The sequence below is a fragment of the Methylobacterium sp. FF17 genome, assembly GCF_025813715.1.
Taxonomy (GTDB): Bacteria; Pseudomonadota; Alphaproteobacteria; order Rhizobiales; family Beijerinckiaceae; genus Methylobacterium; species Methylobacterium flocculans.
Genome location: NZ_CP107532.1, coordinates 696778 through 717822 on the forward strand (window position 1 = coordinate 696778; position 21045 = coordinate 717822).

At 68.4% G+C, this 21045-nt stretch carries 16 protein-coding genes and 1 riboswitch; of the genes, 8 read left to right on the top strand and 8 right to left on the bottom strand.

Annotation, left to right across the window (positions count from 1 at the left end):
• Positions 1–9 precede the first annotated feature (9 nt).
• From thiG to OF380_RS03160, 8 genes are all read right to left on the bottom strand, one after another.
• Positions 10–801, bottom strand: coding sequence for a thiazole synthase (thiG, locus tag OF380_RS03125; protein ID WP_264049328.1), 792 nt, complete (start codon positions 799–801; stop codon positions 10–12).
• A gap of 4 nt (positions 802–805) precedes the next feature.
• A complete protein-coding gene (gene thiS / locus OF380_RS03130) occupies positions 806–1018 on the bottom strand; it encodes a sulfur carrier protein ThiS (RefSeq protein WP_264049329.1) in 213 nt (70 codons plus the stop codon).
• Entirely contained in the window at positions 1015–2160 is a 1146-nt protein-coding gene (gene thiO, locus OF380_RS03135) for a glycine oxidase ThiO (protein WP_264051170.1), read from the bottom strand. The genes thiS and thiO overlap by 4 nt, the downstream gene beginning before the upstream one ends.
• A 141-nt stretch (positions 2161–2301) precedes the next feature.
• A riboswitch (TPP riboswitch) is annotated at positions 2302–2430 on the bottom strand.
• Between the two features lie 47 nt (positions 2431–2477).
• Complete coding sequence (locus OF380_RS03140) at positions 2478–3725, bottom strand: adenylate/guanylate cyclase domain-containing protein (protein ID WP_264049331.1); 1248 nt, start codon at positions 3723–3725, stop codon at positions 2478–2480.
• Positions 3726–3900: 175 nt separating this feature from the next.
• A complete protein-coding gene (gene rpoD, locus OF380_RS03145) occupies positions 3901–5895 on the bottom strand; it encodes an RNA polymerase sigma factor RpoD (protein ID WP_264049332.1) in 1995 nt (664 codons plus the stop codon).
• A 198-nt stretch (positions 5896–6093) separates the two neighbouring features.
• Positions 6094–8016, bottom strand: coding sequence for a DNA primase (dnaG, locus tag OF380_RS03150; RefSeq protein WP_264049333.1), 1923 nt, complete (start codon positions 8014–8016; stop codon positions 6094–6096).
• A 106-nt stretch (positions 8017–8122) separates the two neighbouring features.
• Entirely contained in the window at positions 8123–10120 is a 1998-nt protein-coding gene (locus tag OF380_RS03155; RefSeq protein WP_264049334.1) for a methyl-accepting chemotaxis protein, read from the bottom strand.
• A 399-nt stretch (positions 10121–10519) separates the two neighbouring features.
• Positions 10520–10981 (bottom strand): GatB/YqeY domain-containing protein, encoded by a 462-nt coding sequence (locus OF380_RS03160; protein ID WP_264049335.1) that lies wholly within the window; start codon positions 10979–10981, stop codon positions 10520–10522.
• A gap of 206 nt (positions 10982–11187) precedes the next feature.
• On the opposite strand from OF380_RS03160, the gene carA reads away from it, so the two are divergent.
• The 8 genes from carA (at position 11188) to OF380_RS03200 (ending at position 21043) form a co-directional block, all read left to right on the top strand.
• Entirely contained in the window at positions 11188–12429 is a 1242-nt protein-coding gene (gene carA / locus OF380_RS03165; protein WP_264049336.1) for a glutamine-hydrolyzing carbamoyl-phosphate synthase small subunit, read from the top strand.
• Between the two features lie 192 nt (positions 12430–12621).
• Complete coding sequence (locus OF380_RS03170; RefSeq protein WP_264049337.1) at positions 12622–12999, top strand: hypothetical protein; 378 nt, start codon at positions 12622–12624, stop codon at positions 12997–12999.
• A gap of 165 nt (positions 13000–13164) precedes the next feature.
• On the top strand, positions 13165–16650 hold the full coding sequence (carB, locus tag OF380_RS03175; protein WP_264049338.1) for a carbamoyl-phosphate synthase large subunit: 3486 nt from the start codon (positions 13165–13167) through the stop codon (positions 16648–16650).
• Positions 16651–16775: 125 nt separating this feature from the next.
• Complete coding sequence (gene greA, locus OF380_RS03180) at positions 16776–17249, top strand: transcription elongation factor GreA (RefSeq protein WP_264051171.1); 474 nt, start codon at positions 16776–16778, stop codon at positions 17247–17249.
• 7 nt (positions 17250–17256) lie between these two features.
• A complete protein-coding gene (locus tag OF380_RS03185; RefSeq protein ID WP_264049339.1) occupies positions 17257–17769 on the top strand; it encodes a hypothetical protein in 513 nt (170 codons plus the stop codon).
• Between the two features lie 110 nt (positions 17770–17879).
• Complete coding sequence (locus OF380_RS03190; protein WP_264049340.1) at positions 17880–18911, top strand: mitochondrial fission ELM1 family protein; 1032 nt, start codon at positions 17880–17882, stop codon at positions 18909–18911.
• A gap of 14 nt (positions 18912–18925) precedes the next feature.
• Positions 18926–19900, top strand: a complete 975-nt coding sequence (gene trxB / locus OF380_RS03195; RefSeq protein ID WP_264049342.1) for a thioredoxin-disulfide reductase — start codon at positions 18926–18928, stop codon at positions 19898–19900.
• 252 nt (positions 19901–20152) lie between these two features.
• Positions 20153–21043, top strand: coding sequence for a LysR family transcriptional regulator (locus OF380_RS03200; RefSeq protein ID WP_264049343.1), 891 nt, complete (start codon positions 20153–20155; stop codon positions 21041–21043).
• Positions 21044–21045: the final 2 nt, after the last annotated feature.

Sequence of the window (21045 nt, forward strand, 5' to 3'; positions counted from 1 at the left end):
GTGCGCGGTTCACGAGCCCACCAGCCCCAGTTGCGGGCTCGACGGCTCGGCCCGGCCGCGCTTAGGGATGCGGCCGGCGCAATGGGCATCGCGGCCGGCCTGGACCGCGTGGCGCATGGCGCGGGCCATCCGCACAGGATCGTCCGCCTTCGCGACGGCCGTGTTGAGCAGGCAGCCGGCGGCTCCGAGTTCCATCGCGATGACCGCATCGGAGGCGGTACCGATGCCGGCATCCACGATGACGGGCACCGGCGAGCGCCGGCAGATCAGTTCGAGGTTGGCGGGGTTCGCGACCCCCATGCCGGAGCCGATCAGCGAACCCATCGGCATCACGGCGGCGCAGCCGAGGTCGGCCAGGCGCTGGCAGACGACCGGGTCGTCGTTGCAATAGGGCAGCACGGTGAAGCCATCATCGACGAGGTGTCGGCAGGCCTCCAGCAGTTCCGCGACATCCGGGTAGAGGGTCTCGCGGTCGCCGATGACCTCGACCTTGATCCAGGTGGTGTCCAGCGCCTCGCGGGCGAGTTCGGCCGTCATGATCGCGTCGCGGGCGGTCTCGCAGCCGGCGGTGTTCGGCAGGAACCGATGCCCCTTCAGGCGGCGCAGGGTGTCCGAGCCGTGGCCCTGCAGCGAGACCCGGCGGATCGACGCGGTGACGACCTCGGCGCCCGAGGCCGCCACCGCGTCGAACAGGATGCTCTGCGTCGGATAGCCCGCCGTGCCGATGAAGAGGCGCGACTGCAGGGGGATGCCGGCGATCACCAGCGGATCGGCGTACCGGTCGTTCGGGGTTTCGGTCATGCCTTCAGCCTCCCTGCATGGCGCGGACGATCTCGATGCGGTCGCCCTCCGCCAGGGGTGTGGTGTTCCAGTCCCGACGGCGGATCACGGCGCCGTTGAGCGCGATGGCGATACCCTGCGGGTCGTCGATGCCGGTCTCCTCGGCCTCCTCCCGGAACAGGGCGTCGAGGTCGGCGGCCGCGCTTTCGCGGGCCTCTCCGTTGACGGTGAGCCTCATGCGAACGCCCTCCGCTCGGATCCACGCCGGAATCGGGCTAGCCCAAAGCCCTCCGCGAAAGCCGGCAAGCTGCCGTCGGCGACGAGGGAGGCGACGGCGTCGGCGGTCGCGGGCGCCAGCAGATAGCCGTTGCGGTGGTGGCCCGTGGCGACGACGAGGCCGGGCGCCAGGGCGTCGATGATCGGCGCATCGTCGTCCGAGGTTGGGCGGAACCCGCTCCAGATGGCCTCCACGGCCATCTCCTCGATGCCGGGAAGGACTCGCCGTGCGCCCTCGAGCAGAGCGTAGAGACCGCCCGCGGTGACGCCGGGAAGGAAGCCGCAATCCTCGACCGTGGCTCCGACGATGAGGTGCCCGTCGCTCTTGGGCGCCATGTGGACCTGTTCCGTCCAGACCATGTGGCCGAGCGTGCCGGTGCGCTTGGTGGTGCGCAAGGCCAGCGACTGGCCGCGCAGCGGCCGAACCGGAAGCGCCAGGGAATCCGGCAGCAGCCCCGCCTCCCCGCTCCAGGCTCCGGAGGCCAGCAGGACGACATCGGCGCTCACCGCGCCGCGATCCGTGCGAACGCCGGTGACGCGGCCGCCGCTCCAGTCCAGGGCCTCGACCGGACAGCCCTCCACGAGGGTGACGCCCGCTGCGAGGCAGGCCCGGACCAGGGCCGCCATGACGAGGCTCGGATCGACCTGATGGTCGTGCGCGCAGAAGAGACCCGCGCTGATGCCGGGGCGCAGGCCCGGCTCGCGGGCGCGCACCTCCGGACCGGAGAGCCAGCGCGCGTCGAGGCCGGAGCGCACCTGAAGCTCGTGGCGGAAGCGCAGGCGCTCCACCTCGTCGCGGCCGAGGGCGAGGACCAGGGTGCCCTCCTCCCGGTAATCGATCCCGATGCCGGAAGCGGCCTGAAGCGCATCGCGAAATGCCGGCCAGCGGGAAAGGCTCTCCAGGGCAAGGGGCAGGAGCGGGTCGGAGCCGGGCTCGTGCTCGGCGGCGGGGGCCAGCATGCCGGTGGCGGCCAGGCTCGCGCCGGCGCCCACGGCGTCGCGTTCGAGCACGGTGACGGTCCGGCCGCCCTGCGCCAGGCGCCAGGCCGCCGACAGGCCGATCAGGCCCGCTCCGACCACGACCACGTCGCTGCGCGCCGGCATCGTGGCCGGGGGCAGCGCGTCGCCGCGCTTCCGTCGAAGGTTGAGGGAAACATTCGGGGTCACGTCCAACGCAATCTCCGCGCGCGGCGCCGAGATTGGTGGAGCTGCAGCTTCAACCGGTGAAGCGTGCCGGGCTCATTCGCGAAACCCGCGGTCCAATCCCTACGCCGGTATGAACCGGGTCAGGTTCGAAGGATTTCCGCGCCGCCATCCGCGAACGGACGGCCATCGGTTTCTCAGCCCCTTGCCGGGGATCTCCCTGGAACGCTCCTGATGTGGGCCGAGGCGGCGCTCCGGTCAATCCCCAGGTCGGCGGTTCAGGCGGCGGGTGGCCGATTCGGCCGGTAGACGCCCATCGGCTGCGCGAACCCGTCGAGGGCGTGCTCGCCCAGGGACTCCGGGATGTCCCACAGGAAGTCCACGAAAGGCTTCGACATCAGGATCGGCTCGCCGAGCGTCCGGTTGAGGCGGGCGATGCGGCTGGCAAGGTTCACGTCGCGGCCGATCACCGTAAAATCGAGACGGGCGCCGGAGCCCACGTTACCGTAGGCCGCCTCGCCGTGGTGGAGCGCGATGCCGGCCGCCACCGGATTGGCGAACCGGCCGAGCGCATTGGCCTCGGCCAGGGACTGCATGGCGCTCTGAGAGGCCGTGAGCGCGCCCTTGGCGGCGCCGCCCAGATCGTCCCCGGGTTCCCGGAAGATCGCCAGGAGGCCGTCGCCGAGATACTTCAGGACCTCGCCGCCCTCGCGCTCGATGGCCGGCACGAGGCAATCGAAGAAGATGTTGAGGAGGTCCACCGCCTCCTCGGGCGTCATGTCCGCGGAGATGCGGGTGTAGTCCCGCATGTCGGCGAACAGGATCGCGGAGCGAATCCGCTGCACGTGGCCGCGCCGGATCGAGCCGCCGAGGATCGCCTTGTGCGGTTCGTCCCCGACATAGATCCGCAGCACATGGTCGAGTTGCTTGTTGACGCTGCGCATCTCCATCACGGCCGCGAGCGTCGGCATCACGAAGCGCAGGATCGCCACGTCCTCGTCGCGAAATCCGGCTTCGGCCCGGGTCGCGAACGAGATCCCGTTGCGGGTGCCGTTGGTGAAGAACAGGGGCGCCACGATGTATTGCCGGTAACCCTCCGCCTTCAGGTCCGGGATCACCGCGTAGGCATCGTCCGCCGTCTCCGCCAGATCGAGGATCATCCATTCGCCGGTCTCGTGGACCCGGAAGAACGGACTCTCGCGGTAGGCCTTGTCGGAGGCTTCCCCGTGCGGGAACAGGCGCACCGTGGAGCCGGTCTCGCGGGTCCAGAACCGACCGACGCCGGAATACTCGGAATGCAGGGCATCGATGGCCGTGGTCGCCCGGTCCACCGGCACGCCGAGGTCGATGAGCCGCTCGGCGAGGCCCGAGAGCAGGTCCTCGGCCTTGGGCATCCGTGCGCCCTCGCTCAACAGCCAGTCGCGCAGGGCGACACATTGCTGGAGCGCGCCGAACGGCACGTCGTTCGCCTCGGACCCGTCGGCTTCGGCGGTCGGTGCGGGCTGGGGCGGGCCTCGATCGAGCATATGGCCAAGGTGGGTTCGGTATCGGGAGACGGCAACAGGAGGAGAGGCCCGCCTGCCGCCGATCCCTGATGAAAATGGACGAGCCCGGTTTCTGTACGAGCCGGATCCTTGGACCAGACGGGCGGGACACCTTGCGATGCCCCGCCCGGGATCACGCTATCGGCGCGTGACGCAATCAGTTGTCGAGGAAGCTGCGCAGCTTGCGCGAGCGGCTCGGGTGCTTGAGCTTGCGCAGCGCCTTCGCCTCGATCTGACGGATGCGCTCGCGGGTCACCGAGAACTGCTGGCCGACCTCTTCGAGGGTGTGATCGGTGTTCATGCCGATGCCGAAGCGCATGCGCAGCACCCGTTCTTCGCGCGGCGTGAGCGAGGCAAGCACGCGCGTCGTGGTCTCGCGGAGGTTCGACTGGATCGCCGCGTCGATGGGCAGAACGACGTTCTTGTCCTCGATGAAGTCTCCGAGGTGGCTGTCCTCCTCGTCGCCGATGGGCGTCTCGAGGGAGATCGGCTCCTTGGCGATCTTGAGAACCTTGCGCACCTTCTCCAGCGGCATGGCCAGCTTCTCGGCCAGTTCCTCCGGGGTCGGCTCGCGGCCGATCTCGTGCAGCATCTGGCGCGAGGTCCGGACGATTTTGTTGATCGTCTCGATCATGTGCACCGGGATGCGGATGGTGCGGGCCTGATCGGCGATCGAGCGGGTGATCGCCTGCCGGATCCACCAGGTCGCGTAGGTCGAGAACTTGTAGCCGCGGCGGTACTCGAACTTATCGACAGCCTTCATCAGGCCGATATTGCCCTCCTGGATCAGGTCCAGGAACTGCAGGCCGCGGTTGGTGTACTTCTTGGCGATCGAGATCACGAGACGCAGGTTCGCTTCGATCATCTCCTTCTTGGCCTGACGGGCTTCGCGCTCGCCCTTCTGGACCATGTTGACGATCTTGCGGTACTCGCCGATCTCGAGGCCGGTCTCGGAGGCCAGCGTCAGGATCTGCTCGCGCAGGCGCGCCACCTCGTTCGAGCCCTTCTCGACGAGGTTCTTCCAGCCGCGACCGCCGAGGCTGCCGACGCGCTCCATCCAGTTCGGGTCGAGCTCCCAGCCCTGGTAGTGGCGCAGGAACTCGTCGCGGGCCACGCCGTGGCTCTCGGCATAGCGCATCAGCCGCCCCTCATGGGAAATGAGGCGCTTGTTGATGTCGTAGAGCTGCTCGACCAGAGCCTCGATGCGGTTCGCATTGAGCGAGAGCGACTTCACATCGGTGACGACGGCGTCCTTCAGCTCGTCCTGCTTGCGCTCCTGCGCGTCGGTGCGGGTGCCGCCCGACGCCTTCAGCTCGGCATGCTCGATCTGCAGCTTGCGCAGCTTGCGGTAGTTGTTGGCGATGTTGTCGAACGTCTCGAGGACGCGCGGCTTGATCTCCGTCTCCATGGCCGCCAGGGAGACGTTGTTCTCCATGTCGTCCTCGTCGTCGCCCTCGGCCGGCGTCGGCGCATCCCCCTCGGCGTCCTCGCCCTCCTCGGCGCCGTCCGCGATCTGCATCGCGTTCTTGGCGTCGGGGCCGGCGTAGGTGGCCTCGAGGTCGATGATCTCACGCAGGAGCACCCGGCCGTCGACGAGTTCGTCGCGCCAGATGATGATGGCCTGGAAGGTCAGCGGGCTCTCGCAGAGACCGGCGATCATCGCCTCGCGACCGGCCTCGATGCGCTTGGCGATGGCGATCTCGCCCTCGCGGGACAGGAGCTCCACCGAGCCCATCTCGCGCAGGTACATGCGCACGGGGTCGTCCGTGCGGTCGGTCGGCTCCTTGGCGGTGGTCTCCCGCACCGCCAGGGGCTTGGCCGGCGCGATCTCGGCGACCTCGCCGCCCTCGGACCCGTCCTCGTCGTCGCCCTCGCCGTTGGCCTTGGCCTCCGCCGTCTCCTCGGTCTCCTCCGCCTCGACGACGTTGATGCCCATCTCGGAGAGCTGGGCGAGCACGTCCTCGATCTGGTCGGGGTCGGACTGACCGTCGGGCAGGACCTCGTTGATCTCCTCATAGGTGATGTAGCCGCGCTTCTTGGCGAGCTTCACCATCCGCTTGACGGAGGCATCCGTCAGATCGAGGAGCGGCCCGTCGGTCTGTTGCTCCGGCGCAGCATCCGTCTCGTCCCGTTCCGTTGCCTTCGTCGCCATGGTCCGCCTATGGTTGTCGTGGCAGCGTCGTGCGGGATCGTCTCGCTCGATCCGCGTCGTCGACGCCGCAATGCATATGATGTGCGGATTGTCGTGGTGACAGCCGCGTCGATGTCAGAACCCGGTATGCAAGCGAGACGCTTGACCGATTGTTAACCATGCGCCGCCAGGGGCGGCCGAATTCGCTCACGACGGCCGCTAAGGGCCCGACGCCTCGTCTGCGCCCGGCATCTCATCGTCCGCCTCCGCTCCGGCGATGACCGCCATACGGGCCTTCACGTCGCACAGCCAAGCGAAGTTCGCCTCCGTCTCGTCCTCGACCAGGGCCCGTTCGGCCAAGCGAAGTTCGCTATTTAGCGCTCCGGATTTGCGGTGCAAGATCACGGCCTGACGCAATGCGTCTTCGAGACGCACAGGATCGGCATGCGCGTCAAGGGTCCAGCGGTCGCCAGGACGGACATGAGAGGCAAGTCGTGCCGCCGCTTCCACGAGTCCGGCACGAGCCAGGCGGCTCTCCAGAACCGCGACGCCGGGCTGCTCCGCATCGGCGTGACAGTCGAGGAGCAGCGAGCGCAGGGCCTGCGCATCGGCGTCGCCCAACTCGAGCTCGGCGAGATCCTCGGCCTCGATGCCGAGAAGTTCGGGGTGGACGAGGAGGCTCGACACGATCATGGCCTCGCGATCCCGGAACGCCACCGGCCCGGAGGCGCTGGTCTCACCCGCGAAGAGCGGATTGAACTTGGTGGTGATTCGCGGCGACGGCGGCGGGTCACCGGGGCGCGGCGTCCGCTGGAAGGCAGGGCGTGCCCCCCCGCCGCGCGGCTCCCACGGTCCGCGCCGGGCGTGATTTGCCTGGGGGGACAGCGTTCGCAGCCGGCCTTCGATCTCGTCGCGGTAGAAGCCCCGCACCGTCTCGTCGCGGATCGAGGAGACGGTCTCGCGCAGGGACTTGGCGAGGCCGGCACGGCGCTCGGGCGTGTCGAGGGGCGCCCCATCGGTGGCTCGCGACCACAGCACATCCACGAGCGGGCGCGCCGCGTCGAGCACCCGGTCGATCGCGGCCCTGCCCTCGGAGCGCAGGAGGTCGTCGGGGTCCTGCCCCTCGGGCAGCATGGCAAAGCGCAGGGACTTGCCAGGGGTCAGGCCGGGAAGCGCCACGTCGAGGGCCTTGAAGGCCGCGCGCTGTCCGGCCCCGTCGCCGTCGAAGCACAGGATCGGCTCATCGGCATTAAGCCACAGGAGGCCGATCTGCTCCTCGGTGAGGGCCGTGCCGAGGCCCGCCACCGCGTTGGGATGACCCGCCAGGGTCATGGCGATGACGTCGACATAGCCCTCGACCGCGATGATCACGCCCCGGTCATGGGCCGGTTTACGGGCCTGGTGCAGGTTGTAGAGGATCTGCCCCTTGTGGAAGAGCGGCGTGTCCGGCGAGTTCATGTACTTCGCCCGGGCATCCTTCTGCATCGCCCGGCCGCCGAAGGCGATGACGCGACCGCGCGAATCGGTGATCGGAAACATCACCCGGTCGCGAAACTTGTCGTACGGAACCTTGATGTCCTCGCCCGAAACAAGAAGGCCGAGCTCGAGCATCAGGTTCCGGTCCACGTCCTTGCCGGCGAGGTGATCGCGCAGGGCGTAGCGCTCAGCCGGCGCGTAGCCGAGACGGAAGCGCGCCCGCGTCTCGGTCCCGAGCTGACGGCGATCCAGGTAGGCGCGGGCCTCCGTGCCGGCGCGGCCCTGCAGCTGCTCCTCGAAGAAGCGAGCGGCCATCTCCATCACCTCGATGGCGCCGGCGCGCTTCGTCTCCTGCTCCCGGGCATCGGCGCTGGGGGCCGGCAGGGAGACGCCCGCCTCCGACGCCAGGCGCTCGACCGCCTCGGGAAAGCTCAGGCCCTCGGTCTCCATCAGGAACGTGAAGACGTCGCCGTGCTTGCCGGAGGAGAAGCAGTGGTAGAACTGCTTCTGGTCGTTCACGTAGAAGGAGGGCGACTTCTCGGCATTGAACGGCGACAGGCCGCGCCACTCGCGCCCCGCCTTCTTCAGCCGGACGCGCCGCCCCACGATGTCGGAGGCGGGCAGGCGCGCACGGATCTCTTCGAGGATGTGGGGCGGATAGCGCATGTGACCTCTGCGGCCGCCCAGCTTAGCGCATGGTTCTTAAAGAGTCCCTGCGGCTCTCACGCGAGGCCGGCGGCGCCGGTCAGGTCGGACCCGGCCGGCGCTCCGTTCAGGCCGCCCGGATCTCGTCCAGGAAGGTGTCGATGTCGCGCCGGACGCTCATCGACTGCGTCGCCAGTTCCGCTGCCGCCGTCAGGACATGCGCGGCGGCGTCTCCGGTGTGGTCGGCCGAACTCAGAACGCGGGCGACGTTCGCGGACACGTCCTGGGTGCCCTTGGCCGCCTCGCTGGCGTTGCGCGAGATCTCGCTCGTGGCCGCGGTCTGCTGCAGCACCGTCTCGGCGATCATGGTGCTGATCTCGTTCATCGTGGCGATCGTCTGCCCGATCTGACGGATGGTGGCGCTCGCCCGCTCGGTGCCGGCCTGGATCGCCACGATCTGGCCGCCGATCTCCTCGGTGGCGCGCCCGGTCTGGGCGGCAAGTTCCTTCACCTCCGCCGCGACGACGGCAAAGCCCCGCCCCGCTTCACCGGCGCGGGCCGCCTCGATGGTCGCGTTGAGCGCCAGCAGGTTGGTCTGGCCGGCGATCGCCGCGATCGTGGTGACGGCGGCACCGATCTGATTGGCGGCGGCACCGAGATCCACCATGGCGGTGTTCGTCGCATCCGCCTCGCTGGCGGCGTGGGCGGCGACCTCGCGGGAGTGGATCACCTGACGCTCGATCTCCTGCAGCGAGGACACCATCTCCTCCGCCGCCGCCGCGACGGTCTGGACATTGGCGGAGGTCTCCTCGGCGGCGGCACTCGATGCGACGGCCTGGCCGTTCGTGTCGCCGGCGAGCGCGCTCATGGTGCGGGCCGTGGCGTCGAGGTCCGAGGCCGCCGACGTGACGACCTGCAGGGAGCCGGCCACCTGCTGCTGGAAGCCTTTCACGAGTTCGTCGACGCGGTCGGCGCGGCGCTGCCGGGCGCTCTGCTGGGCCACCCGGTCGGCCTCCAGCCCCTCACGGGTGATGGCGTTCTGCCGGAACACCTCCACGGCCTTGGCCATCTCACCCATCTCGTCCCCGGCATCCTGGGACGGGACCGCCAGGGCGGTCTCACCCGCCGCGAGGCGGCTCATGGCCCGCGTCATGCCGGCGATCTGCCGGATGAGGCTGCGCGCGATCAGGAAGGCCGAAGCCGCGCCGATGACCAGGATCAGGACCAGGAGCCCCAACTGGACATTGCGGGCGAGCGCCATGGTCGCCCGGTCCTTCGCGGTGATCTCTTCCACCGCCGCCTGGAGCTTGCCGCGCGCGACCAGCCCCGCCTCGTGGATGGCGGCGGCCTTGATCTTGAGGTTCTGCTCGAACAGCTCCTCGCTCTCGACCATCGCACCGGATGCCCCCCGGAAGCTCTCGTCGAGGTTCCGGAGCGCGTCATCGACGGCCTTCAGACCTTGCTGCTGCGCCGGCGTGAGGGACGCGGCTTCGAGCTCGGCGACGGCGGCCTTGGCGTTCGCATAGGCGGTGGCGGACAAGGCCCGGCCCTTCGGATCCCGGGTCGCGAGGAAGCGCCAGTTCATGACGCGGAACAGGAGGACGGTCCGCTCGACTTCCGCGGCGGGCGCGGCGACGGAGCTGGCGCCGCCCGTGCGAAGCTGCGCCGTGAGGGCGGCCGCCGCCCGGGTCAACTCATCGCCCCGCGTGTAGACGCCGGCCTTGTTGTCCCGGATCCGCGCCCCGAGTTCGATCAGGGGCGAGACCTGCGTCGCCAGCGCGTCCGTCTGCGTGGCGAGCTGGGCGTAGAGTGCCCGCCGCTCTTCACTCACGGCATTCGCCTGCAGGTCGCTCGCCAGCGTCCGCATCTCGGTCAGGCTGGACTGCATGCCCGACGTGGTTTCGGGGCGCGGATTCGTACGGTACTCGCTGCTCTGCGCGATGAAACGTTCGGTGATTCCGTTGAAGGTATAGAGATTTCGAGCACTGCGCTCGACCCGATCCTTGATCGCGGCTTTCTGGTCCAGCTGGACAAGCTGGAAGGTCGAAAACCCGCCCAGCGCAGCGGAGAGGAGGACAAGGACTGAAAAACCACCGTAAAGGCGGGATCGAATACCGAATTTCATGGGTGAAGACCACGGTGTCAGGACAGCTGAGACCGAGCATGCTTCAGTTGGTATAAAATGACGTTAAGAATCCCCATTAATGCCAAGTTCGCAGGCAGATATGCTTGATTTAAGAGCAGAGCGGGCGAATAGATTCAGGTGAATCCGAACACAGTAGACGCTTCGACTTCGCGTCATTTCTGGATCGTCTTCAAGCTCCGCAGGCCCCATGGACCCCCGCCTCGCAAGACGTCGATCCCGAACCGCTATCATCGCGGTCGAGATCAACGGGGCAAAGATCTCTCACGACCCGTGGGATATCTTTAGGGAATTCCGCAGATGGTGCAGGCTATCTTCGGGATCGGGCATGCCGAACCACGAAGATTTCGGGGATACCGGGCCGAGGCGAATCCGACCGGCTTAAGCCTTGGCGTTCAGGGCGTCCTTCACGAACCCGCTCGCCTTGGCGAAGTCCATGCGGCCCGCATAGGCGCCCTTCAGGGCGGCGATGACCTTGCCCATGTCCTTCGGCCCGGCGGCACCGGTTTCGGCCACGGCCTTGTCGATCGCCGCGCGGGTTTCGGCCTCGTCCATCTGCTGCGGCAGGAAGCCGGCGATGATCGCGACCTCGTTGCGCTCGTTCTCGGCGAGTTCGGGACGGCCGCCCTGGTCGTAGACCGCGGCCGATTCGTTGCGCTGCTTGATCATCTTCTGGAGGAGCGCGAGGATGTCCTCTTCGGAGGCAGGCTCCTTGCCGAGGCCCCGCGCCTCGATGTCCTTATCCTTGAGGGCGGCCTGAATCATCCGGACGGTGGCGAGCTTCGCCTTGTCGCCGGCCTTCATGGCCTCCTTCATCTCGGTGGTGAGGCGGGCGCGCAGCATCGTGTGACTCCTGACAAGTGGACCCCGGGCGGCGCATCGACGGCGTGGTCTGCGAATTGCTGCGCGAACCGGGGTTCTTGAGACGCGCCGACGCGAGGGCCACATTGACCCTGACGCGGCACGCTCGCTATGAGCGCCGCACGATAAGCCGCCCGCATGCGCCCTCACGGCGCCGGGATCGGCCGGACATAAGCGAGATCACGCCGATGCTGCAAGATGAAGGCGTCCACACGCCTGCCGTGCCCGCGCCCCCCGCCCCCTGGGCCGAGCCCCTGGCCACCGCGCTCCTCGTCCTCGCCGACGGGACCGTGCTGGAGGGTTTCGGCATCGGCCAGACCGGAATCGCCGACGGCGAAGTCTGCTTCAATACCGCGATGACGGGCTATCAGGAGATCCTGACCGACCCGTCCTACGCGGGCCAGATCGTCACCTTCACCTTCCCGCATATCGGCAACACCGGCACCAACGACGAGGACCTCGAGAGCCTGGACGCAGCCCCGGCCTCCGGCGTCCGCGGCACCGTGATCGCCTCCGCGGTGACCAACCCGTCGAGCTGGCGCTCGTCGAGCCATCTCGACGCCTGGCTGAAGGCACGCGGCATCGTGGGCATCACCGGGGTCGACACCCGGGCGCTCACCGCCCTGATCCGCGACCATGGCATGCCGAACGCGATCATTGCCAACGATCCGGAGGGACGCTTCGACCGCGAGGCCCTGAAGGCCCGCGCCGCCGCGCTCGCGCCGATGGAAGGCCTCGACCTCGTGCCGCCGGTCACCAGCCGCGAGCGCTCGGAATGGTCGCAGACGACCTGGGGGGTCAAGGGCGGCTACGGCGACCGCAAGCCGGGCACCGGCCTCAAGGTGGTGGCCATCGACTACGGCGTGAAGCGCAACATCCTGCGTCTCCTGGCCGAGGCCGGCTGCGACGTCACGGTGGTGCCGGCCACGACCACCGCCGAAGAGATCATGGCGATGAAGCCGGACGGCGTGTTCCTGTCGAACGGCCCCGGCGACCCGGCCGCCACCGGCGAATACGCCGTGCCGGTGATCCGGGCGCTCCTCGCCGAGAAGGTCCCGACCTTCGGCATCTGCCTCGGACACCAGCTGATGGGTCTCGCCCTCGGCGGCCGCACCGTGAAGATGGCGCAGGGGCACCATGGCGCGAACCATCCGGTCAAGGACAAGACCACCGGCAAGGTCGAGATCGTCTCGATGAACCACGGCTTCGCGGTGGACCCGGCGAGCCTGCCCGAGACCGCCCTGGAAACCCACGTCTCGCTCTTCGACGGCTCGAATTGCGGTCTCACCCTCACCGATCGCCCCGCCTTCTCGGTGCAGCACCACCCCGAGGCGTCGCCGGGCCCCCGTGACAGCCACTACCTGTTCGAGCGCTTCGTCGCCCTGATGAAGGCCGGTACGCCCGAGACGCTGATCACCACGGCCGAGTGAGGCCCTGGACCGGAGGCGTCGCTCGCGTCTCCGGTCTGCCCGTCCCTGTATGCGCAGCGCGAACCACGAAATGGTTCCCGTCGCGTCACAAAAAATCCGGCATTCCCGGGCATCCCCGCTCCGTCAACGGCGCACCGACGACCGCAAGGGTCGCCGCGTGATCGCATCCGGAATCTCGGCGGGGACCAGCCCATGACCTTCGACGACGCGCGCGACGACTTCTCGCGCCTGCATCGGCTCTTCACCTTCCATCTCGGGGTGGCCGTCACCCTCGCGTGGATGACCGCGCTCTACTCCGCCTGCTACGCCCCTTGGGTCCGCAACATCCGCGCGCTGATCGATCCCGCCGCCGGCCTCGACCGCATCGAGAGCACCTGGTCGTTCCTGTTCGCCCTGCCCGTCGTCATGACGCTGGCCTGGATCGGCCTGTTCTTCGGCCGCGAGATGCTGCGCCGGAGCCAGACCCTATCGAATGCCGCCCTCGAATTCGCCGCCGCGGCCCTGGTCGCCTTCGGCGTGTTCTACGTTGCCATCGATCGGGCGGTCTCAGCGCTTTACCTCGGCGTTTAATCCAGCACGCCTTTCGCCGTTCGGCATACGCGCCCTTCCAAACATGGCATGCTGCGTGTAAGGCCCAAGATCAACGACAATCCACGCCGCTTGCGCCCCCTCGCCCGTGCCGCCGTTCCGGCACCGTGTAAGGCCGGGCGCGCGTGCCTGCAGCCAAGGCGCCCGATGCCGAAACGCACCGACATTTCCTCGATCCTGATCATCGGTGCGGGGCCGATCGTCATCGGTCAGGCCTGCGAGTTCGATTACTCCGGGACGCAGGCCTGCAAGGCCCTGCGCGAGGAGGGCTACCGGATCGTGCTGGTGAATTCGAACCCGGCCACGATCATGACCGACCCGGACATGGCGGACGCGACCTATGTCGAGCCGATCACCCCGGAGATCGTCGCCAAGATCATCGAGAAGGAACGCTACGCGGTTCCCGGCGGCTTCGCGCTGCTGCCCACCATGGGCGGCCAGACCGCGCTGAACTGCGCCCTGTCGCTCAAGAAGATGGGTGTGCTCGAGAAGTTCGACGTCCAGATGATCGGCGCCACCACCGAGGCGATCGACAAGGCCGAAGACCGCCACCTCTTCCGTGACGCCATGACGAAGATCGGCCTGGAGACGCCGAAATCGGCGCTGGCGAACGCATCGGCCGCCAAGAAGGCCGATCGCCAGAAGTATCTGGCCGAGATCGCCCGCATCGAAGCGGCGAACGAAGGCGAGGCGCGCGTCGCGGCGCTCGCCGCCTTCGAGAAGATTTGGCACAGGGGCGAGTCGGATCGGCGCAAGCGCTACGGCGAACACGCCATCGGGCAGGCGCTGATCGCGCTGGCCGAAGTCGGGCTGCCGGCGATCATCCGCCCCTCCTTCACCATGGGCGGTACCGGCGGCGGCATCGCCTATAACCGCGAGGAATTCCTCGACATCGTCGAGCGTGGCATCGACGCCTCGCCGACGAACGAGGTCCTGATCGAGGAGAGCGTCCTCGGCTGGAAGGAATACGAGATGGAGGTCGTTCGCGATAAGAACGACAACTGCATCATCGTCTGCTCCATCGAGAACATCGACCCGATGGGCGTCCACACGGGCGATTCCATCACCGTCGCGCCGGCCCTGACGCTGACCGACAAGGAATATCAGGTGATGCGCGATGCGTCGCTCGCGGTGCTGCGCGAGATCGGCGTCGAGACCGGCGGCTCGAACGTGCAGTTCGCCATCGACCCGGCCACTGGCCGGATGATCGTCATCGAGATGAACCCGCGCGTCTCGCGGTCTTCCGCCCTGGCGTCCAAGGCCACCGGGTTCCCGATCGCCAAGGTCGCGGCCAAGCTCGCGGTGGGTTACACCCTCGACGAGATCGCCAACGACATCACGGGCGGCGCCACCCCGGCCTCCTTCGAGCCTTCGATCGACTACGTCGTCACCAAGATCCCCCGCTTCGCCTTCGAGAAGTTCCCCGGGGCCGAGCCGACGCTGACCACCGCCATGAAGTCGGTGGGCGAGGCCATGGCCATCGGCCGCTGCTTTGCCGAATCCCTACAGAAGGCCCTGCGCTCCCTGGAGACCGGCCTCACGGGCCTCGACGAGATCGAGATCGAGGGCCTCGGCAAGGGCGACGATCACAACGCCATCAAGGCGGCGCTGGGCACCCCGACGCCGGACCGGCTCCTCAAGGTGGGCCAGGCGCTGCGCCTCGGCGTCAGCCACGAGGAGGTGCACGCCTCCTGCAAGATCGACCCGTGGTTCCTGGAGCAGCTCCAGGCGATCGTGGACCTGGAGAACCGGGTCAAGGCGCACGGCATCCCCAAGACGCCGGGCGCCCTGCGCCAGCTCAAGGCCGCCGGCTTCTCCGATGCCCGTCTGGCCGTCCTGGCCAAGACCGACGAGGCGAGCGTGCGCGCCGCGCGCCGCGCGCTCGACGTCCGCCCCGTCTTCAAGCGCATCGACACCTGCGCGGCCGAGTTCCAGGCCCCCACCGCCTACATGTACTCGACCTACGTGGCGCCCTTCGCCGGCACCGTGGTGGACGAGGCGCGCCCGACGGATGCCAAGAAGGTCATCATCCTCGGCGGTGGCCCGAACCGGATCGGCCAGGGCATCGAGTTCGACTACTGCTGCTGCCACGCCTGCTTCGCGCTGACCGAGGCCGGGTACGAGACCATCATGGTCAACTGCAACCCGGAGACGGTCTCCACCGACTACGACACCTCGGACCGGCTCTACTTCGAGCCGCTGACGGAGGAGGATGTCCTCGAGATCATCGAGACCGAGCGTCAGGCGGGCACGCTCCACGGCGTCATCGTGCAGTTCGGCGGGCAGACCCCGCTGAAGCTCGCCCGTGCCCTCGAAGCCGCCGGCGTGCCGATCCTCGGCACCTCCCCGGACGCCATCGACCTCGCCGAGGATCGCGACCAGTTCAAGCGCCTCCTCGACAAGCTCGGGATGAAGCAGCCCAAGAACGGCATCGCCTACTCGGTGGAGCAGAGCCGGCTCATCGCCTCGGACCTCGGCCTGCCCTTCGTGGTGCGCCCGAGCTACGTGCTCGGCGGCCGCGCCATGGCGATCATCCGCGACGAGGCCCAGTTCGCCGACTACCTTCTCGACACACTGCCGAGCCTGATCCCCTCGGACGTCAAGGCGCGCTACCCCAACGACAAGACGGGGCAGATCAACACGGTGCTGGGCAAGAACCCGCTGCTGTTCGACCGCTACCTGTCGGATGCCACCGAGATCGATGTCGACGCGATCTGCGACGGCAAGGACGTGTTCATCGCCGGCATCATGGAGCACATCGAGGAGGCCGGCATCCACTCGGGCGATTCCGCCTGCTCCCTGCCCTCGCGCTCCCTGTCGCCGGAGATCATCGCAGAGCTCGAGCGCCAGACCAAGGCGATGGCCCTGGCCCTGAAGGTCGGTGGCCTGATGAACGTCCAGTACGCGATCAAGGACGGCGTGATCTACGTGCTGGAGGTGAATCCGCGCGCCTCGCGCACGGTCCCGTTCGTCGCCAAGGTGATCGGCGAACCGATCGCCAAGATCGCGGCGCGCGTCATGTCCGGCGAATCGCTGGCGAGCTTCGATCTCCGGCCGAAGGTCCTGGAGCACATCGCGGTCAAGGAAGCGGTCTTCCCCTTCGCCCGCTTCCCCGGCGTGGACGTGCTGCTCGGCCCCGAGATGCGCTCCACCGGAGAGGTCATCGGCCTCGATTCCAGCTTCGGCGTCGCCTTCGCCAAGAGCCAGCTCGGGTCCGGCACCCTGGTGCCGAAGGACGGTGCGGTGTTCGTCTCGGTGCGTGATGCCGACAAGGCGCGCATCCTGCCGGCCATCCGCCTGCTCGCGGAACTCGGCTTCACCATCGTCGCCACGGGCGGGACGCAACGCTATCTCGCGGACCAGGGCGTGCCGACGGAGCGGGTGAACAAGGTGTTGGAGGGCCGGCCGCACGTGGTCGATTCGATCAAGAACGGCGACATCCAGCTGGTGTTCAACACCACGGAGGGCGCCGGTGCCCTCTCGGACTCGCGCTCGCTCCGGCGCGCTGCCCTCTTGCATAAAGTGCCGTACTACACCACTCTTGCGGGAGCGATGGCGGCGGCCGAGGGGATCAAGGCCTATCTCGGAGGCGATCTTAAGGTCCGCGCCTTGCAGGAATACTTCGCGGCCTGAATCATCGCGCGGCTTCCGTCTTGGCGGATGCCGTGCCGTTTGCGGTTCAGGACTTTCTTACTCTGGCCCGGAGGGAGCGCGGTGCTCCTGGCCGGGCCTATTCATTGTGGCGCGAGACGATGACGATAGACAAGGTTCCGATGACGGTGCGCGGTTACGCAGCGCTGGAGGAGGAGTTGAAGCACCGCCAGCAGGTGGAGCGCCAGCGTATCATCCAGGCCATCGCCGAGGCCCGCGCCTTGGGCGACCTGTCGGAGAACGCCGAGTACCATGCCGCCAAGGAGGCGCAGTCCCACAACGAGGGCCGCGTGCTCGAACTGGAGAGCATGATCTCGCGCGCCGAGGTGATCGACGTCACCAAGCTCTCGGGCACGAAGATCAAGTTCGGCGCCACCGTGAAGCTCCTCGACGAGGATACCGAGGAGGAGAAGACCTACCAGCTCGTCGGCGAGCCGGAAGCCGATGTCCGCTCGGGCCTCGTCTCGATCACCTCGCCCATCGCCCGCGCGCTGATCGGCAAGGGCGTCGGCGACACCGTGGAGGTGACGACCCCGGGTGGCGGCAAGTCCTACGAGGTCGTGGCCGTCCAGTACGGGTGATCGGGTGATGCGCGGCAGCGCGTGGCGCGCGGCGGGGCCGATCTTCGGCCTCGCCTTCCTGCTCGGCTCGGCCCAGGCGCAGGACGGTGCCGGCAGGGGTGCCGAGCGGCTCTCCAGCATCCGCGTCGACGTCCAGCCACTGCTCGCACAGGGTGGCGGCGCCCCGGCCGTCGACCTGCGCGAGGATCTCCTTGCCGCCCTGCGCACCGAGTTCGCCGATCGCCTCGGCGGAGCCGGGCCGGTGCTGGTCGTCCGGATCAAGGGCCTGTCGATCAACCCCTATGTGGGCTCGGGAGGGGGACGCGGCCGTTTCGGTGGCGGCACCCAGAGCGACTACCTCGACGGCGAAGCCCTGCTGGTGGGACGCCGGGGCGAAGTCCTGCTGCGCCATCCCCAGCTTTCCGCGACTCCGTCCAGTTCAGGCGGCGCCTGGTACGACGCGGAGTCGGAGCGTCGGCGGATCACGGCCCTGGCCGAGCATTACGCCGGCTGGCTGCGACGGGCGCTTCCCAAGGATTGATCGCTCGCCCCGCAGTGTCGTGCCGGATGGATCGGTCCGACGGGCCGGCGCGAACATGGAGCGCCGGTTGCGGTCGAACGCAGTGGCCCCGCCTTGACCTGGATCGTCCGATGTCGGCAGCGTCCACCATGGTTTCCGCTCCCGGTGCTACCGCGCCGCTCCCCCTTCCCGACCTCGCGCGAGCCCGGACCTGGATCGTCACCGACGGCAAGGCCGGGGACGAGACCCAGTGCATCGGGCTCGCCGAAACCCTCGGCCTGCCCTTCGAGGTCCGGCGCATCACGCCCCGCCCGCCCTTCGGATGGATGGCGCCCTGGGGCCCGATCGACCCCCGTGACCAGCCCGGCGGCCGGAAGGGCGTTCTTGCCGGCCCGCTGCCGGACCTGCTGATCGCCTCGGGGCGACGCGCGGTGCCGTATCTGCGCGCCATCCGGCAGGCCTCGGGGGGACGCACCTTCACGGCCTTCCTCAAGGATCCGCGCACCGGTCCGGAGACCGCCAACTTCGTCTGGGTTCCGGATTACGACGACCTGCGTGGCCCCAACGTCTTCACCACCCTGACGCCGCCGCATCAGGTCACGGCGGCCCGCCTGGCGGAAGCCCGAGCGGCGCCCGATCTCCGCTTCGCCAACCTGCCCTGGCCGCGCATCGCCGTGCTGATCGGTGGCGACAGCCGGCACCTCAGCTACCGCTCCGTCGACATGCGGCGCCTGTTGCGCGACCTGACCAAGCTCGCCGAGGGCGGCTGCGCCCTGATGGTCACGGTGTCCCGGCGCACGCCGCAGAACCTGCGGAACGCCCTGCGCGACCTCGTCGCCGCGAAGGGCGGGTTCTTCTGGGACGGGACGGGCACCAACCCCTACGTTCCGATGCTCGCCTGCGCGCAGCAGATCGTCGTCACCTCCGATTCGGCGAACATGGTCGGGGAGGCGGTGAGCACCGGGGCTCCGGTCCTGCTGTTCGACCTGCCGAAGACCTATATCCGTCACAGGCGGCTCTTTGCCGGACTGGCGATGATGGGCGCTCTGAAGCCCTTCATCGGCCGCCTGGAGAACCTCGAGTACCAGCCCCTCGATGCCACACCCGTCATCGCCGAGGCGATGGCCAAGGCCTATGCCGATCATCGCGCGCGCACGGCCTGAAGGAGACGAGACCGATGGCCCACACGCATTCCAAGCTCATCATCATCGGGTCCGGCCCGGCCGGCTACACCGCCGCGATCTATGCGGCCCGTGCCATGGTGGAGCCGCTGATGATCTCCGGCTTCCAGCCGGGGGGACAGCTGATGATCACCACGGATGTCGAGAATTATCCGGGCTTCGCCGAGGCCATCCAAGGCCCCTGGCTGATGGAGCAGATGCGCGCCCAGGCCGAGCATGTCGGCACCAAGATCGTGTCGGAATACATCACCAACGTGGATCTCCAGGTGCGCCCGTTCCGGCTCGAGGCGGATTCCGGCGAGACCTACACGGCCGATGCCCTCATCATCGCCACCGGCGCCCAGGCGAAGTGGCTCGGCCTTCCCTCCGAGGCGCGGTTCCAGGGCTTCGGCGTCTCGGCCTGCGCCACCTGCGACGGCTTCTTCTTCCGGGGTAAGGAGGTCGTGGTGGTGGGCGGTGGCAACACCGCCGTCGAGGAGGCACTCTATCTCGCTAACCTCGCCGCGAAGGTCATCGTCGTCCACCGCCGGGGTGAGTTCCGGGCGGAGCGCATCCTGCAGGAGCGCCTGTTCAAGCATCCGAACGTCGAGGTGGTCTGGCACCACGCGGTGGAGGAGATCTGCGGCAGCGACAAGCCGCCCTCGGTCACGCATGTGCGCCTGAAGGACACCCGCACCGGCGAAATCACCGAGCGCCGGACCGACGGCGTCTTCATCGCAATCGGCCACCAGCCCGCCACCGCAATGTTCGAGGGCCAGCTCGCCATGCGGGACGGCGGCTACATCGACACCGCGCCGGGAACCACCCACACGGCGATCCCCGGGGTCTACGCGGCGGGCGACGTCACCGACGACGTCTACCGTCAGGCCATCACCGCGGCCGGCATGGGCTGCATGGCCGCCCTCGACGCCGAGAAGTACCTCGCCGCCCTCGAAATTGGCGAAACACCGCAGCAAGCGGCCGCAGAATAGGCAGATTCCGGCGGACGACGCCGCGCCCCGGCTTGCGCGCGCCGTCAAGACAATCGCAAGGTCATCCGACTAACCTAAGCGCTGACGGCATGCGCCGTCGGCGCTTCCCGCATGACTCCCGGACGATGCCAGCTTCGACGCGCGGCTTCCGGCACGGGCGTCGGCCGGGCCTGGCAGGGTCGGCCGGACCGCGACACGGGCGGACGGGGGCGTGACGGGTACGGCGTCGGGTTGCGTATGGGAGTGGACGCCTTGGACTGGGACAAGATCCGCATCTTCCTGAACGTCGCGGAAGCCGGCAGCTTCACGCGGGCGGGCGACGATATCGGCCTGAGCCAGTCGGCCGTGAGCCGGCAGATCAGCGCCCTGGAGCGCGAGTTGAAGGCGCCGCTGTTCCACCGCCATGCCCGGGGCCTGATCCTGACCGAACAGGGCGATCTGCTGTTCCGCGCGGCCCGCGACATGAAGCTGCGCCTCGAGAACACCAAGGCACGCCTCGTCGAGACCAGCGAGCGCCCCACCGGCGACCTCAAGGTGACGACGACGGTCGGGCTCGGCACGGCCTGGCTCGCCCAGCGGGTGGCCGAATTCCTCGACCTCTATCCGGATGTCCGGGTCGAACTCATCCTCACCAACGAGGAGCTCGACCTCGCCATGCGCGAGGCGGACGTGGCGATCCGCATGCGCCGTCCGGCGCAGCCGGACCTGATCCAGCGGCGCCTGTTCACGGTGCACTACCACGCCTTCGCGTCGCAGGATTACGTGAAGCGCTTCGGCGAGCCGAAGACCATCGCCGATCTCGACAACCACCGCCTCGTCTCGTTCGGAGGCAACGAGCCCTCTTACCTGCTCGCCACCCACTGGCTGTCCACGGTCGGACGCGAGGGCCAGGAGCGCCGCTCCATCCACTTCACCGTCAACAACATCACCGCCCTGCAGCAGGCGATCGACACGGGCGCCGGGATCGGAATCCTGCCCGACTATGCGGCGGAGGGTCAGGCGGGGCTGGTGCAGGTGATGCGCGAGACCGAGATGCCCCACATGGAGAGCTATCTCGTCTACGCCGAGGAGATGCGGACCGTGGCCCGCGTCCAGGCGTTCCGCGACTTCCTCGTCGCGAAAGCCCAGCGCTGGACCTACTGAGC